Origin of the sequence: Pseudomonas sp. 58(2021) (genome assembly GCF_017491585.1) — a bacterium.
GTDB classification, from domain to species: Bacteria; Pseudomonadota; Gammaproteobacteria; order Pseudomonadales; family Pseudomonadaceae; genus Aquipseudomonas; species Aquipseudomonas fluorescens_BT.
Genome location: NZ_JAFGYZ010000038.1, coordinates 15,696 through 31,652, shown reverse-complemented (window position 1 = coordinate 31,652; position 15,957 = coordinate 15,696). Strand labels below are relative to the sequence as shown.

The 15,957-nt window shown below is 61.2% G+C and carries 9 protein-coding genes; 2 read left to right on the top strand and 7 right to left on the bottom strand.

The annotated features are described in order from the left end of the window. Window positions 1-89: 89 nt before the first annotated feature. The 7 genes from astE to J5M72_RS28140 form a co-directional block, all read right to left on the bottom strand. A complete protein-coding gene (astE, locus tag J5M72_RS28170) occupies window positions 90-1,100 on the bottom strand; it encodes a succinylglutamate desuccinylase (RefSeq protein WP_207868204.1) in 1,011 nt (336 codons plus the stop codon). Window positions 1,101-1,112: 12 nt separating this feature from the next. Further along, the gene (locus J5M72_RS28165) at window positions 1,113-1,403 is read right to left on the bottom strand and encodes a hypothetical protein (protein ID WP_011335531.1); all 291 of its coding nucleotides are present in this window, start codon (window positions 1,401-1,403) and stop codon (window positions 1,113-1,115) included. Between the two features lie 59 nt (window positions 1,404-1,462). Then, a complete protein-coding gene (gene astB, locus J5M72_RS28160; protein ID WP_207868202.1) occupies window positions 1,463-2,809 on the bottom strand; it encodes an N-succinylarginine dihydrolase in 1,347 nt (448 codons plus the stop codon). Between the two features lie 163 nt (window positions 2,810-2,972). Then, window positions 2,973-4,439 (bottom strand): succinylglutamate-semialdehyde dehydrogenase, encoded by a 1,467-nt coding sequence (astD, locus tag J5M72_RS28155; protein ID WP_207868200.1) that lies wholly within the window; start codon window positions 4,437-4,439, stop codon window positions 2,973-2,975. Continuing rightward, on the bottom strand, window positions 4,436-5,464 hold the full coding sequence (gene astA, locus J5M72_RS28150) for an arginine N-succinyltransferase (protein ID WP_207868198.1): 1,029 nt from the start codon (window positions 5,462-5,464) through the stop codon (window positions 4,436-4,438). The genes astD and astA overlap by 4 nt, the downstream gene beginning before the upstream one ends. A 51-nt stretch (window positions 5,465-5,515) precedes the next feature. Next, window positions 5,516-6,535, bottom strand: a complete 1,020-nt coding sequence (gene aruF / locus J5M72_RS28145) for an arginine/ornithine succinyltransferase subunit alpha (RefSeq protein ID WP_064598807.1) — start codon at window positions 6,533-6,535, stop codon at window positions 5,516-5,518. A 131-nt stretch (window positions 6,536-6,666) separates the two neighbouring features. After that, entirely contained in the window at window positions 6,667-7,887 is a 1,221-nt protein-coding gene (locus J5M72_RS28140; protein WP_207868196.1) for an aspartate aminotransferase family protein, read from the bottom strand. Between the two features lie 306 nt (window positions 7,888-8,193). On the opposite strand from J5M72_RS28140, the gene J5M72_RS28135 reads away from it, so the two are divergent. Together J5M72_RS28135 and J5M72_RS29115 are read left to right on the top strand one after the other, a co-directional pair. Next, window positions 8,194-14,214 carry a DUF6543 domain-containing protein gene (locus J5M72_RS28135; RefSeq protein WP_243433533.1) on the top strand — a complete coding sequence of 2,007 codons (6,021 nt, stop codon included), beginning with the start codon at window positions 8,194-8,196 and terminating at the stop codon, window positions 14,212-14,214. Continuing rightward, complete coding sequence (locus J5M72_RS29115) at window positions 14,112-15,923, top strand: hypothetical protein (RefSeq protein ID WP_243433532.1); 1,812 nt, start codon at window positions 14,112-14,114, stop codon at window positions 15,921-15,923. The genes J5M72_RS28135 and J5M72_RS29115 overlap by 103 nt, the downstream gene beginning before the upstream one ends. The last annotated feature ends 34 nt before the right edge of the window (window positions 15,924-15,957 follow it).

Genomic DNA, 15,957 nt, shown 5'->3' with positions numbered 1-15,957 from the left:
CGGTGTGTCAGTAATAGATGTTTCACTGACACACCGCATTCGCGAGCAAGCCCGCTCCCACAGTGGTTTATGTCGAACCGAAAATAGAGTCAGGCAAGATTTTCGTCAGTGGTCGGCACGATCAGAATGCCCGCCCGCAGGCCGTTCTTGACCTTGGGGTTGGGGAAGATAATCCGCGCGCCCTGCTCTTCGATGATCCAGCGGGTATTGGCCAGGTCTTCGGCCAGCACATAACCCACATCCAGTTCCGAGAAGTTTTCGATGTCCGCCGGCAGGTTCAGGCGGAACGCGTCGCTGTGCTTGATGATTTCCCGGGCCACGCTGAACAGTTGCAGACCGTCCAGGCCCTGCTCGGCCATCTCCGGCTCGGTGCCTTCGATGATCTGCTTGAGGCGGGTTTCCAGCAGTGACACGTTGACCCCGGCGTTCTGCCCGAATGGCCGCGCCTTGCCCAGTTCCAGAGTGAAGGACTCGGCCCCCAGCTTGTCGTAGGTGTAGGAGCTGAAGACGATCGACGGTTTGTTCTGCAACAGCACCGCTTCCATGCCGGCGGCGCGCAGACGGGCCAGTTCAAGACGCGAATGCTGGCGACCTTCCTTCCACGGATACAGGGCGAACTGCTCAATCTTCGAACCGCGAATCGCGGTGTGCAGGTCGTAGTGCAGACGCTGACGATCCGGCACGCTGAAGAAACTCGCGGCCAGACGTTCCAGCTCACAGGCACGCAGGGCTTCGGAACCGCTGCTTTGTTCGTGACGGCCGTTGAACAGCCGATTGACGTCCTGCTCGACGAAACGCTCGCCCTTGCGAATCGCTTCCGGGTTGCCGAACAGGAACAGAATGCGTGCGCGCGGCTTCAAGTCGCCACGGGCGATGTCATGCAGCAGCCGGTCGAGCAATTCGATCGGTGCCGTTTCGTTGCCGTGGATGCCTGCCGACAGCAGCAGGTCCAGGCCATTGTCGCGCGCTTCGGGTGGACGGACTTCCAGCGCACCCTCGCTCAACCAGCGCATGCGCACGCCTTCGACAGTCAGTTGAGTCTTCTCCGCCGGTTCGCGGCCGGCGAGGGTCAGTTCAAGCAGTTTGCCGAGGGCGAGCATAGAGCGGTTTCCTTAGTGGTCGTGGTTGCAATCCGGGCCGTGCACGTGGCCATCATCGTCGCCGAGGTCAGCCGGTTCCATCTCCAGTTGCAGACTTACCAGATTAGTCGCCAATGGGCGCAACAGCAGGTTGGCGTACTCTTCGTCGCCCTCTTCGACGTCCACGCCGATCAGCAACTGGCCGCGGCCATCCTGCTGGATCCACAGCTCTTTGCCTTGCCACATGACCGCGACGCGGGTGCAGGACGTTTGCAGTTGCGTGCCGTCGGTGTCTTCAAGGATCAGCTGCAGGGAATCGCTCATGTTTTACGCTCTCTTGGGGAGATGGAACCGTGCGCCGCGCCGAAGCGGCGCATCGGTCATCAATTGATCTGGAATGGATAAACCGCGCCCAGTTTAAGGATTTGCGTCAGTTCATCCAGTGCCGTCCGGCATTCAAGCAGCAATTGCGGATCCGCCAGGTCGCTTTCGCTCAGACGGTCGCGGTAGTGCTTTTCAACCCACGCGGTCAACGAACCGTACAACGGGGCGGTCATGATAACCCCTGGATTGACGGCCGCCAGCTCGGTTTCGTTGAGCGCGACGCGCAGACGCAGGCACGCCGGGCCACCGCCGTTCTGCATGCTTTGCTTGAGATCGAAGACTTTCACTTCACGGATCACGCCGCCGGAACCGATCAGGCCTTGCAGGTAGTTCCACACGCGATCGTTACCACGACACTCTTCCGGCACGATCAACAGCATCGAACCGTCAGGACGCGACAGCAGCTGGCTGTTGAACAGGTAGGAACGCACTGCGTCGTCCACAGTGACCGCCGAACGCGGCACGCAGACCGACTGGAACTTGCCGCCGACCTTGGCCAGTTTGGCTTGCAGTTCGGCCAGCATCTGATCGGTGTCGAGGAACGCGTCCTCGTGATAGAACAGCACCTCGCCGTTGCCCACCGCGATCACGTCGTTATGGAACACGCCCTGATCGATCACCGCCGGATTCTGCTGCGCGTAGACCACGCCGTCTTCACGCAGACCGTGCAGACGGGCGACCGCTTGCGACGCTTCGAGGGTCTGGCGCGCCGGGTACTTCTGCGGCGCCGGGTAACGGGTGTCGAACGCACTGCGACCGAACACGAAGAACTCGACGCCAGCCTCGCCGTACTCACGGCAGAAACGCGTGTGGTTCGCGGCGCCCTCATCACCGAACTGCGCCACCGCCGGCAACGCGGCGTGGTGAGCGAAGTGCTGCTGATTGGCGAACATCGCGCCCAGCACGCGACTGGTGGTCGGGTGCTCGATGCTGCGGTGGTATTTGCAGTTCAGGTTGGCGGCGGTGAAGTGCACGCGACCGTCAGCGGTGTCGGCACTCGGGCTGACCGTGGCGGCGTTGGCCACCCACATGCTCGACGCCGAGCAACTGGCGACCAGCAGCGGCATCGCTTCTTTCGCAGCGCGCTCGATCACCTGAGCGTCGGTGCCGCTGAAACCCAGACGGCGCAGAGCAGCCACGTCCGGACGTTCCTGTGGAGCGAGAACGCCCTGCTGAAAGCCCATTTCCATCAGCGCTTTCATTTTCGCCAGGCCTTGCAGCGCCGCTTCCTTCGGGTTCGAAGACTGCTGGCTGTTGCTCTGGGACGCAACGTTGCCGTAGGACAGACCACCGTAGTTATGGGTCGGCCCCACTAGACCGTCAAAATTGACTTCATAGGATTTCATCAGCGAGGCTCCACGAGAATCTGTTGTTATAGGCTTCAGTAACTATTCTTTGAGACCACGGCGCGGTCATCGCCAGCAGGCTGGCTCCCACAGTGGATTGTGTCGTTCACAAAACTCGTGTCCGCAACCCATCCTGTGGGAGCCAGCCTGCTGGCGATTAGCATCACGCCATCTTCACGCCAGGCGTCAGGGCCGCCGGCAACACCAGGCTCGGGGTTTCCAGCGAGGCCACCGGGTACGCGCAGTAATCCGCCGCGTAATAGGCGCTGGCGCGGTGGTTGCCCGAGGCGCCGACACCGCCGAACGGCGCGCTGCTCGCGGCACCCGTCAGTTGCTTGTTCCAGTTGACGATCCCGGCACGGCTTTCCAGCCAGAACTGCTGGTAGCGCTCTTCGGAATCCGACAGCAGACCAGCGGCCAGGCCAAACGCGGTGTCGTTGGCTTCGGCAATCGCCGCCGCGAAATCGGTGTAGCGGATCACTTGCAGCAACGGACCGAACAGTTCTTCGTCGGAACGATCGGCAACCGCCGTCACATCCACGATGCCCGGAGTCAGCAGCGCCGACTGCACCTGCGGTTGAGTCATTGCCAGCAGCGACACTGCGCCGTTGGCCAGCAAATGTGCCTGGGCATCCATCAAGGCTTTTGCCGCGCCAAGGGAAATCACCGAGCCCATGAACGGCGCCGGCTGCTGATCGAACGCGCCGACCTCGATGGTCGAGCTGACTTCCACCAGACGCTTGAGCAGGCTGTCGCCCCACGCGCCTTGCGGCACCAGCAGACGACGGGCGCAGGTGCAGCGCTGACCGGCGGAAATGAATGCCGATTGAATGATCGTGTACACCGCAGCGTCGAGGTCCGCGACCTGATCGACCACCAGCGGGTTGTTGCCGCCCATTTCCAGCGCGAGGATCTTGTCCGGACGCCCGGCGAACTGCTGGTGCAGGTGATTACCGGTGCGGCTCGAACCGGTGAAGAACAGACCGTCGATGCCCGGATTCGCCGCCAGCGCGATCCCGGTTTCACGGGCGCCTTGCAGCAGGTTCAGAACGCCGGCCGGCAGACCGGCTTCGATCCAGCACTTGACCGTCAGCTCGGCGACTTTCGGGGTCAGCTCGCTCGGTTTGAACAGCACGCTGTTACCCGCCAGCAGCGCCGGCACGATATGACCGTTCGGCAAATGGCCAGGGAAGTTGTAAGGGCCGAACACCGCGACCACGCCGTGGGGCTTGTGGCGCAACACGGCGGTGGCGTCGCCCAGCGGGCCGCTCTTCTCGCCGGTACGTTCGCGGTAGCTCTGTACCGAAATCGCGATCTTGTTGACCATGCTGGTGACTTCGGTCGCGGCTTCCCACAACGGTTTGCCGGTTTCCTCACCGATGGTGCGGGCCAGTTCGTCGGCGTGGTTTTTCAGCGCGGCGGCGAATGCTTCGAGCACGCTGATGCGCTCTTCCAGAGTGCGACGGGCCCAACCCGGGAACGCCTGACGCGCAGCCTGCACGGCCGACTCGACCTGAGCGGCAGTGGCACCCTCCCCCGACCACAGCACTTGCTGGGTCACCGGGTTCAGCGATTGAAAGGCCTCGCCCTGACCGGCCAGCCACTCACCTGCGATGTATAGCGAATTCATTGTTTGGACTCCCGGGCAGCGGACAACGCCACGGCGCGAACCTGATCGCCAGCGTTGAGTTGAAGACGTTTGGCGGTCAGCGGATCGACCACCAGCGTACCGGCGGCCAGTCGGGCTGGCGCCGCCGTAATGCGGCAGTCTTCGCGTTTGCGGTTATGGATGATGAACGGCGTGGCGTCGTCGCCCGGGGTGCCGACGGCCAGCACCAGCGCTTCGCTGTCACGCACCGCGCGGATCTTGCTGGTCTCGCACTCGATGGCGGGACCGGCGTCGAAGATGTCGACGTAACCCTGATAACTGAAGCCTTCGCTCTTGAGCATCGCCAGCGCAGGCTCAGTGTCCGGGTGCACCTGGCCGATGACGTTGCGCGCGTCCGGCGACAGGAAGCAGGTGTACAGCGGAAATTTCGGCATCAGTTCGGCAATGAATGCCTTGTTGCCCACACCCGTCAGGTAATCGGCCTGGCTGAATTCCATCTTGAAGAAGTGACGGCCCAGACTTTCCCAGAACGGCGAACGACCGGCTTCATCGGATACGCCGCGCATCTCGGCAATGATCTTGTTGCCGAACAGCTCCGGGAATTCGGCGATGAACAGCATCCGCGCCTTGGACAGCATGCGGCCATTGAGGCCGGTGCGGTAGTCGGCGTGCAGGAACAGCGAGCACAGCTCGGAGTTGCCGGTCAGGTCGTTGGCCAGGAACAGCGTCGGAATCTCGCGATAGATGTTCAGTTCCTGCGAGGCGCTGACGGTCAGGCCGACGCGGAAGTTGTACCACGGCTCGCGCAGACCGACGGCGCCGGCAATGGCGGAAATCCCCACCACGCGACCGTTGTCGTCTTCGAGCACGAACAGGTAGTCCGCGTCGCCACGGCCGGCTTCACCGCGAAAGGTCTTCTCGGCCCAGCCGACCCGGTGGGTCAGGCGCTCTTCGTTGGCCGGCAAGGTGGTCAGGCCGGTGCCGGTGCTGCGGGCCAGGTCGATCAGAGCGGACAAATCGCTGCTGCGTACGGGACGAACAATCATGCTATCTCCTCAAACGGGCCGCCGTGGCCACCCGTGAAACTCGCTAAGGCGTTAAACCGCCACCAGGCGCACGCTGGCACCTTCACCGACGCCCAGGGCTTCGGCCGCTTCCAGATCCAGTGTCACCGGTTTGCCCGGCGCGTAATCCAGCTCGAGCAATACCGCGCGGTAATCCTGCAACTGGGCATTGGCCACCAGATACTGGCGACCGGCACCTTTGACCGGCTCGCCGAGCTTCACCGGTACCACACGGCTCTGGGCGATCGAGCGGATCCCCGAAACGCGCGCATGCAGGGTCGGGCCACCGTCGAAAATGTCGATGTAGTGATCGGTCTCGAAGCCTTCGCGCATCAGGATGTCGAAGGTGATCTGCGCACGCGGGTGTACCTGACCCATCGCTTCCTGGGCGGAATCCGGCAGCAGCGGCACGTAGATCGGGTAATGCGGCATCAGTTCGGCGAGGAACGTACGGCTTTTCAGGCCACACAGACGCTCGGCCTCGGCGTAGTTCAGGTCGAAGAAGTTGCGACCGATGGCGTCCCAGAATGGCGAGTCACCGTTTTCATCGCTGTAACCGACGATCTCGGTCACCACCGAATCGGCAAACCGCTCCGGGTGGCTGGCAACGAACAGCAGACGGCCACGGGAGTTGAGTTCGGCCCAAGGCGAACCCACCAGCTCGCGCTGCACGTAGAAACTGGTCAGCAAGCTGTTGCCGGTCAGGTCGTGGCATTGCGAGAGCACGTGGATCTTGTTGTGGATCTTCAGTTCGCGGGAAGCATGCACGAAGGTCTCGTTGCGAAAGCTGTAGAACGGCTCGGAATAACCGGCCGACGCAACGATCGCCGAGCAGCCCACCAGTTTGCCGGTGGCGGTGTCTTCCAGAACGAAGAAGTAACTCTCCTCGCCGTTGAAGCTCACTTCGGCGGCAAACGAGGCTTCGCTCGCGGCGATCTTGTCGCTCAGGCGTTCAACGTCATCCGGCAAGGAAGTGACACCAATCGGGCTGTCCGCAGCCAGACGCTGTACCTCGCCCAGATCAGCCATTTGCGCGGGGCGCATCACCAGCATGGTGTCACTCCTTTCTCTACTTCAGGTCGGCGAAAGCGCCGACTCGGGAAAAAAATGCCGGGCAGGCCCGGCACAGGAAAATGGTCCCGGCGCCTGTCGATGACGACAGACGCCGGGCGGTCTTGCATGAATCAGGCTTGGGTCAGTTTCGCGGCAGCACGTTCAAAGCGGTCCAGACCGGCGTCGATGTCCGCGTCTTCAACCACCAGGCTCGGGGCGAAACGGATCACGTCCGGGCCGGCCTGCAGAATCATCAGGCCTTCTTGTTCAGCGGCGTTGAAGATGTCCTTGGCCTTGCCTTTCCAGGCGTCGCTCAGCACGCAACCGATCAGCAGACCGAGACCACGCACCTGGGTGAACAGGCCGTACTTCTCGCCGATCTGTTGCAGGCGGGTCTTGAACTTGTCGTGCTTGGCATGGACGCCGTTCAGCACCTCAGGGGTGTTGATCACGTCGATCACCGCTTCGGCCACGGCGCACGCCAGCGGGTTGCCGCCGTAAGTGGTGCCGTGAGTGCCGACGACCAGATGCTTGGCCAGTGCTTCGGTGGTCAGCATCGCGGCGATCGGGAAACCGCCGCCCAGGCTCTTGGCGCTGGTCAGGATGTCCGGAACCACACCGAAATGCTGGTAGGCGAACAGGTTGCCGGTACGGCCCATGCCAGTCTGCACTTCGTCGAACACCAGCAACGCGTTGTTCGCGTCGCACAGTTCACGGGCGCCTTGCAGGTAAGCCAGCTCGGCCGGCAGCACGCCGCCCTCACCCTGGATAGGTTCCAGAACGACCGCGCAGGTCTTGTCGGAAACAGCGGCTTTCAGCGCCGCCAGATCGTTGTACGGTACGTGGGTGATGCCGGTGATTTTCGGACCGAAACCGTCGGAGTACTTCGACTGGCCACCGACGTTCACGGTGAACAGGGTGCGGCCGTGGAAGCTGTTGAGCGCGGCGATGATTTCGTACTTCTCGGTGCCGAAGCGATCGAACGCGACGCGACGGGCCAGCTTGAAAGCGGCCTCGTTGGCTTCGGCGCCGGAGTTGCAGAAGAACACACGCTCGGCAAAGGTGGCGTCGATCAGCTTGTGCGCCAGGCGCAGGGCCGGCTCGTTGGTGAACACGTTGGACACGTGCCACAGCTTGTTCGCTTGCTCGGTCAAGGCACCGACCAGCGCCGGGTGCGCATGGCCCAATACGTTGACGGCGATGCCGCCGGCGAAGTCGATCAGCTCGCGGCCGGCCTGATCCCAGACGCGGGAACCGGCGCCACGCACCGGAATGGAAGCGGCAGGCGCGTAGTTGGGAACCATAACCTGGTCGAAATCGGCGCGTTGTACCGCAGCGTGCTCAACGGACATCGGAGTCTCCTGATGAGGGCCACCCGCCTGAAACTGGCGAGCGATGGGGGGATTGTAAGGACAGTTTTCAGCCCGGCCTTGTCGCCAAGCGACAACTTCTTATAGCGCAAACCCCGGATTTTCCCGGGTTTACGGCAATGCGACATATAGCGTCGCAAAGGCGCAGTTTAAACCGTCGACAGCAATTGCAGCAGGCCCAAGAAGATATCAATTGCCGCAGCGGCCAATGTCATAACTATGTACCGCACTTCGTCGAAAGCATTCTGATTTGCTTGAGCCCTTTCCGAACATCAAGGCGCACTCGACATGCAGTCACTGAACGAAGGGCAATCGCCGGCAACCCCAGCCGCTGTCCCGCTCAACCCACCCGCTCACTATCAACCCCTCATCAAGGGCATTCCTGAATGGTTGCCCCTCGCGTCCCCGGCCAGACGCAAGGCACTGAGCAACCCTCAGCGGCCGGTCAGTGACCGGATCAAGGCTGCACCGCGAGCCCGGCACGACGATCTGCGAACCGCCATTGCCGAACACATGAATACGCAGAACGCCATCGACCGGGACCTGATGCACCTGCAAGACATCAAGGCGTTCGCCGAGCCGTTGCTCAAAAGTGCGCTGAAATCACGATTTGGCCTGGATCTGGACACCCAGGAAACATTTCTGCGCCTCTACATCCCGATCACACCCCCAGGCCTTTCCATCCGGACAGGCTCCAGAGTCTGGACCGTTTCCCTGCTGGAAGCCGCACTGCACAATTTCGAAGAAGAGGAACCCCACGAAAGCGGTTCATGTTTCATCTCCCGACCGTCCTCCCAAGGTCAGTTCGAGACGCTGCCGCACGTCAACGAAAAGCTCAGCATCACTGCATTCACCCATCTGTGCCGAGAGCTGGATATTGGCGCGGGCTACAAGACCTTTCTTGAACAGAGACTGGGCGTCACCGACCAGGTCGTCGCAACCACCCTGCACCCCAGAATCAAGGCCAGTCAGCGATCAGCGCTCAAGGCCGCCCTGCAAATGGCGCGGATGAACGGAGACATCGACGAGGTCTGGTTTCGCATGATCGAGGCCCTGATCGACGGCGTGCAGGGAGTGCGAATGAACCGTCAGGCGCTGCAATGTCAGGACTTGACGATGATGTCCGCCCCCCTGACGGGAGTTGTCATTTTTGCCCCTGATCTCGAACAGGCCAACGCGCCGGCAGGATTGGTGGCCTATCTGCCTGACGATCCCGAGCACCCCGTCAAGCAGTACGCCTCGTCGGTTGAAATGGCAGTAGAACTGACCCGGCAATTGCGCTCGCCGGACTACCAGCGCTATTTCAGCCGATTCGTGCTGCACGAGCAGCGAGGCTACTTTTTTTCACAGCTCAATCACCGCCTCAGCCGGGTGCAGTGGCATCAACCTGAACGGGGCAGCCAGCAGCCTGCCTGGCGTGACACGCCGCTCGATCGCCCCGATCTGCAGTTGGCCGTCTCCCCGATCGCCGGTGATCTGTGGCAGCACCTCTACCAGCGCAAGCTGGACAAGATCCTCAATGACGCTGCCGTCATCGCCGTTGCCACCGCCACCGTGGACCGCAATGCCCGTTGGGCGTTGTGGGACTCGTTGGTCAACGTCGCGTCGTCGCTGCTGGAAATCGCTTCGTTTGTCGTGCTGCCGTTCGTGCCGTTTTTGGGTGAAATGATGATGGCGTACATGGCCTATCAGTTCGTTGATGAAGTGTTCGAGGGTGTCGTCGACTGGGCGCAAGGCTCGGCCGCCGAAGCAGGCGAACACCTGTTCGCGGCGCTTGAGTCATTGATTCAGCTGGGGGCGTTCGGCATAGGCGGCAGCATCGCCATGGCCGAGCTTCCCGGGGTCCTGCCGGCAAGCGTCGTGTCATTCATCGACCGCTTTCAGCCGGTCAAGCTGCGCAACGGCAAAACCCTCTACTGGAAACCCGATCTGAAACCTTACGAGCGTCAGATCCAGTCGCCCGAAAGATCCGGGCCCGACCGGCAGGGACTGTACCGACACCAGGGAAAAAGCCTGCTCACTCTCGATCAGACGCATTACGCCGTCAGCCCGCATGAACATCCCGACAAGCTTTACATCGAGCATCCGAGCCGGGCAGATGCCTATCGCCCCTTCGTACGCCATAACGGCGAAGGCGCCTTCCACACCGAGTTAGAGCAACCGCTTGAATGGGACACCACAACCGCATTGCAACGGATCGGTCACAACGTCGAATCGATATCCCCCGCCCGACGCGAGCAGATCCTCAAGGTCAGCGGGTATCCGGAAGATGCGCTGCGAAAAATGCACGTCAACCAGGAGCGCTTGCCGCCGCTGCTGGCCGACAGTATTCATCGCTTCAGGATCGATCAGGACCTGCAAGACTTCATTGATCGTATCTCCAGTGACAGACCCGAGGTCTATCTGACCGCAGATCCCTTGACCCAGCTGCAGATTCTCAAAGAACAGAACTTATGGCCCGACACTAAAAGACTGCGTTTTATCAATCTGCAAGGCGAGATCGCGTGGCAATCCTCAACCGATCAAGAGCTTGCGCTGACCGAGATTCGCCAGGACAGCCTGTCCAGTGGCGATTTGCTCAAGACCCTGATCCAGCCCCTCAGTGAATCGGAAATCAATACGCTGCTCGGGGAAGATTTCGGTGAGAGGCTCGCCCTTGATGCGCGTGCGCGCAAACTCAGAGCCAGGCTTGCGCAGATCGCCCGGCAGCAGCGCAGCTCACTGTTCGAGGCACGCTATCAAGCGCTTCAACATCGCGAGGAGCCCCTGTTCAGGCGTGCGGCCCTGCATGAAGCGCAATTGCCCGCCAGAATTACCGAAGAACTGCTGAACACGGCCACCGGTTCGGAACTGGTGGCGATCAACAAAGGACAATGGCCAGAACGGCAGCAGGCCCTGACAGAACACGCCAGACAGGAACTGCGCGTCACTCGTGCCTTCGAAGGGCTGGTACTGGATTCGGTGCACAATCCGGACACCGACACTTTGGCGCTGCACAGCCTTCAACTATTGCCGGGCTGGTCGGCTGACGTACGCCTTGAAGTCCGCGCCCAATCCCGGGAAGGGCAATTGATCGACAGCACCGGCCCCGTCGAGGCCCCCATTCAGAAAGTGCTGGTTCTCAAATCCGGGGGGCTCTGGCAACCGTACGACGAACAGGGTCTGGAACTGCACGGCTACACCGATTTCTACACTGCCGTCCTGCAAGCCCTGCCGGATATGCAGAGAAAAGCCTTGAAGCTGCAGATCGGCGAAGGTGAAAAGCTCAGGCAGGCCATCCGTGACAATCCAATGGCACGCAGCGAACTGCGACTGGCGATCATGCCCGACCCTGTGCCGCCTCCCACCATCGATACGCTGCGATTGCTCGGCACGGACGGCTACTCCCGCAACCCGCCAACGACCTCGCAAACGCCCCGCACCCTGGACAACCGGATCAGGCAGGTCTATCCGGGAATGTCCGAAGACGAACGACTGATCATGGCCCAGCGCCTTGAAAGCCACCCGGACGGCGCACTCGCCGAGCTGTCCCGGCTGCAACTGGAATACGCCCAACTGGATAGCCATCTCAATCAATGGCTGTTCGACTTCCCGGAGATCAACCCGGCAAACGGCACCCGACGCTCACAGGAGCAGCAGATGGCCGCCATCCGTGATCGCCAGACATTCGCCAGCGACCTGCGCAGCTGCTGGCGCAGAGAAATTCGAGGCCCGAACGGTTACCAGATGCGCTTTTCGGAACCGCTGGCAGGTGACCTCCCCGCCTTGACGGCCGACTTCTCCCACGTCAGCAGCCTGGAGCTGATCGGCAGCGGCGAGCCAGGCGCGGTGAGCGACTTTCTCGAAAGCTTTTCGGGGCTGGTGCGAATGGAACTGCGCGACTTCGATCTGCACAATCTCCCGCCACGCCTGACGAATTTTCCGGGTCTTAAACAGTTGACGCTGCAAAACTGCCGCGTCGTCCTTACACCGCAAAACCAGTCGATCCTGTCGACCCTCAATGCCCTGAGCACACTGGATCTGGAGGGCAATCCACTGGGTGCCACGTTCGATTTCGGCCTCATGCCGGACCTGACTCATCTGAACCTTTCCAGTACAGGCATCTCCCAAGTCCCCACAGGCATACTGGATCATCCGCGCCTCATCAGCGCATGGCTTACCGACAACCAGATCACCACGCTGCCGGACGCCCTGTTCGAACAACCGGCCGCGTCCACCGCCGGGTACGATTTTTTCGGCAATCCGCTTTCCGCCGCGACCCGTGAAAAGGTGAAGATCTATTTCAACCGGACCGGCAGCGATCTGGGCGTTCGCCCCGAGCAAGCGGATATAAACCGGGTCAAGGCGCTATTTACCGACTTGAATGAACGCCAATCCAGCGAACTGATCTACGGCCTGCCCGGCTCGCTGTTACAGGGTCGGCTGCAACTGGATCGCTGGGAGAGCGAAATCACCCGGCTGACCGCCGACCTGGCCACATGGGCGCGGGACACGCCAAACCGTGATCCGTCCACCGGTGAAAGGCTCAATCCCAACGAACACTTCAATCAGTTTTACGAGCGTGAAATATTCGCCGGAAGAATTGAAAGGCTGTGGCGCCACCGCTCGACTGCACATCCGCTGACCAGAGCGGACGTGTTCTCGGCGCAAGCCACATTCATCGGCGACATGCCCGAGCTGTCGGCAGATTTCAGTCATATCACCGCACTGTCGCTGAACGGAAACAAACACATTCAAGCCACCTCGCCATTTCTGCAAAGCTTCCCCCGACTCAAGCGATTGATCCTGCATGACTTTGCACTGGAGCAACTGCCACAGTCACTCACGGCCCTGCCCTCACTCGAGATACTGCTTCTCCGCAATTGCGGTGTGACATTTACCGGCGAGCTGCAGATTGCTCTGGCGGCGATGCGCGAGCTTGAATCACTCGAACTGCCCAACAACCCCTTGGGCAGCGCGCCCGACGCAAGCAGCCTGCCAGCGCTCGTCTATCTGGATCTCTCACGCACCGGTATCAGCGATGTTCCTGCCGGATTGATCGGACACCCGACATTGCGAACGGCCATTATCAGCGACAACCGGATCAGCGAACTGCCCGAGGCGTTCTTTGAGCTGCCGGCGGCAGCCAGCGAAGGATTCGACTTCTCCGGCAACCCGTTGACCGCCGATACGCTTGAGAGGATCAAGCGTTACTCTGGAAAAACCGGTCAGGACTTCGGGGTGCTCGCCGAACAGGCCGACATCGATGCCACCCAGGCGCTGTTTCCTACCCTGGACGGCGAAGAGGCCAGCGATGTCTTCTATGGATTGCCCGGCGACCTCGAGCACGGGCGCCGTCAACTCAGGCACTGGAAAGCGGAGTTCGAGCAACTCACCGCCGATCTGGCGCAATGGAAAATGGCAATTCCCCAGACTCATCCTTCCAGTCATCAGCCACTGACACCTGGGGAATTTCTGACGGAGCACTCGGCACGAACAGAGTTTGCCGAGCAACTGCAAACCCTGTGGCGTACGCGAATGCCGGAAAACCCCAGGCGCAGGGGCGACTCCCTGGTAGCCCATCTGGCATTCATCGGCGACCTGCCCACGCTGACCACCGACTTCAGCCATATTCGCGAAGTGTCACTCGTGGGCAACGGAGCGCTGAGCAACATTGACGGGTTCCTTCAACCCTTCTCCACGTTGCGTCATCTGGAACTGCATGATTTCAGGCTGGGTCAGGGCCCGCTGACAGCCCTGCGCATGCCTTCGCTGGAACGACTGATCATTGAGAACTGCGGATTGACGCTGACTCCGCAAACCCGGGCAACCCTGTCATCCCTTGGCAACCTGCAGTACCTGAACCTGAGCCGAAACCCGCTGGGGACACCTCCCACCCTCGAAACATTGCCGGCCCTGGTTCAACTGCGCCTGGCCGACACCGGCATATCGAGCCTGCCGGATGGCCTGTTCGAACATCAACGACTGGTCTTCGCCACCTTCGAACGCAACCTGATCCGCGAACTGCCCGACCTCCTCTTCGATATCTCCGCCCGCCCGCCCAGACAACTCAACCTGCCGGCAACCCGCTGTCACCCGCCATGCGTGAACGCATCAAGGTCTGTTATCGGCAGTTCAGGCAGAGTTTCGGCGTTTCAATGCCATGGGAAGAAATCCAGCGGATCCGCGCACTGTTCCCGTCCCTGGACGACGAGGGTGCCAATCGAGTGTTGTACCTGCTGCCAGGAACTCTTGATGATGGCCGGTTACAGATCCATCGCTGGGAAGCCGAATTGCGGCAACTGGAAGATGACCTTGAAAGCTGGGTGACCGCGGTTCCTGAACGCTATCCAGCCACCGACCTGGCGCTGACCGACAACGATCGCTCCGACGAACGCTCCAGCCGCATGATGTTTCGACTGGAGATCGAATCATTCTGGCGCGACCGGTCCCCGGAGAGCCCCGAAAAAAGGACCACGGTGCTCAACCTGAATCCGGCTTTCATCGGTGATCTGCCGACCTTGAGTGCAGACTTTGCTCACGTCACGGTACTCGCGATCACCGGCAATCCCCAACTGCGTGCCGGCACCGGTTTCCTGCGCGGGTTCACCGGCCTCGATTCGCTTGAGCTGCGCGACCTGGCATTGGCAGAGGTTCCGCCGGCACTGACCGGGATGCCGGACCTCCAGCAACTGGTTCTGAGCAACTGCGCGATCGTACTGGATGACAGGGGCAGCGCCACACTGTACTCGCTGAGGCACCTGGTCAGGCTCGACCTTTACAACAATCCGTTGGGCCGGCTGCCGGATATCCGCAACTGGCCGGCACTGGAATTCCTCGATCTTTCGAACACCGGGATTACCGGGCTGCCACCGGGCTTGCTCGATCCACCCTGGCTGGAGACGGCACTCCTGAGCGGCAATCGCCTTACCGAACTGCCCGCGGAGATCTTCGACCTGCCTGCCTCCGCCAGCAACGGCTATGACTTGGGCGACAATCCGCTGAACGCGGCCACCCGCGAGCGCATCAAGGACTACTTCCGTCGGACCGGAGAAGACCTTGGCGTACTGGCCGAGCCGTCAGACATCGCCCGGACCCGAACACTCTACCCAACCCTGAACGATAAACAGGCCAGCGATTTCATTTATCACCTCGAAGGCACGCTGGTCGACGGTCGAGTTGAACTGACGCGCCGGGAAGCCGAACTCGAGAGACTGCTGGGCGACCTTACAGCCTGGGAGTCCGATATACCGGCTGATCCCTTGACCGGGCTGCCGCTCAGCCCGCGCGAGCGCCTGGCGGAAGAACAGATCCGGTCGGCACTTCGCGAAGCACTGCTGAGGTGCTGGCGCAAAACGCCGGTGGAAGGGGCAAGCACGGCTGGCCACCATTTCACTTTCCGGTTGTCGGTCATGGGTCAATTGCCCACGCTGAGCGTAAGCTTCAGCCATGTGTCGGACCTGTACCTGACCAGCATCAGCGATCACTGGCCGCGAATCGGCCGGTTTCTCGAGGCATTTCCCAGTCTGGAAAGCATCGATATTCGAGGCTACGACCTGGCTGGCATCCCTCAAGCCATCTTCCACATGAGGCGACTCAACACGTTGAGCCTGCCCTCCTGCAGAATCGCGCTGTCGCCGAGCGACGTGGCCGGGCTGAACACGCTGGACGGTCTTGATCTGCTGCATCTGCACGACAACCCCCTCGGTCTGACACCTGACCTCAGCAACCTGCAGGGGCTGACCGATCTGGACCTGAGCACCACCGGCATCAGGGAAATCCCCCACGGCGTACTGGAGAATTTCAACTGGATGGAAGTGGATCTGTCGGGCAATGAAATCACTGAAATGCCCGACGAGCTCATGGAGGTGCCTGCGCATGTCGGCGATCGCTACGACTTGCGCGGCAATCCATTCTCCGCCCGGGCCATGCAGCGAATCCGGGCCTACTACCAGCAAACGGGAATGACACTGAACGTCGACGGCGTAATGGTACATCCGCCGGTGCGAACGCGCGCCGGGGTCGAAATCGAAGATTGACGAACGCCTGAAACAACAGCGCCATGGACGTTGC

Coding starts and splice junctions, on each gene's coding strand:
- astE (WP_207868204.1), bottom strand. CDS start 1,100: ATGCTCGCCCTCGGCAAACTGCTTGAACTGACCCTCGCCGGCCGCGAA.
- J5M72_RS28165 (WP_011335531.1), bottom strand. CDS start 1,403: ATGAGCGATTCCCTGCAGCTGATCCTTGAAGACACCGACGGCACGCAA.
- astB (WP_207868202.1), bottom strand. CDS start 2,809: ATGAAATCCTATGAAGTCAATTTTGACGGTCTAGTGGGGCCGACCCAT.
- astD (WP_207868200.1), bottom strand. CDS start 4,439: ATGAATTCGCTATACATCGCAGGTGAGTGGCTGGCCGGTCAGGGCGAG.
- astA (WP_207868198.1), bottom strand. CDS start 5,464: ATGATTGTTCGTCCCGTACGCAGCAGCGATTTGTCCGCTCTGATCGAC.
- aruF (WP_064598807.1), bottom strand. CDS start 6,535: ATGCTGGTGATGCGCCCCGCGCAAATGGCTGATCTGGGCGAGGTACAG.
- J5M72_RS28140 (WP_207868196.1), bottom strand. CDS start 7,887: ATGTCCGTTGAGCACGCTGCGGTACAACGCGCCGATTTCGACCAGGTT.
- J5M72_RS28135 (WP_243433533.1), top strand. CDS start 8,194: ATGCAGTCACTGAACGAAGGGCAATCGCCGGCAACCCCAGCCGCTGTC.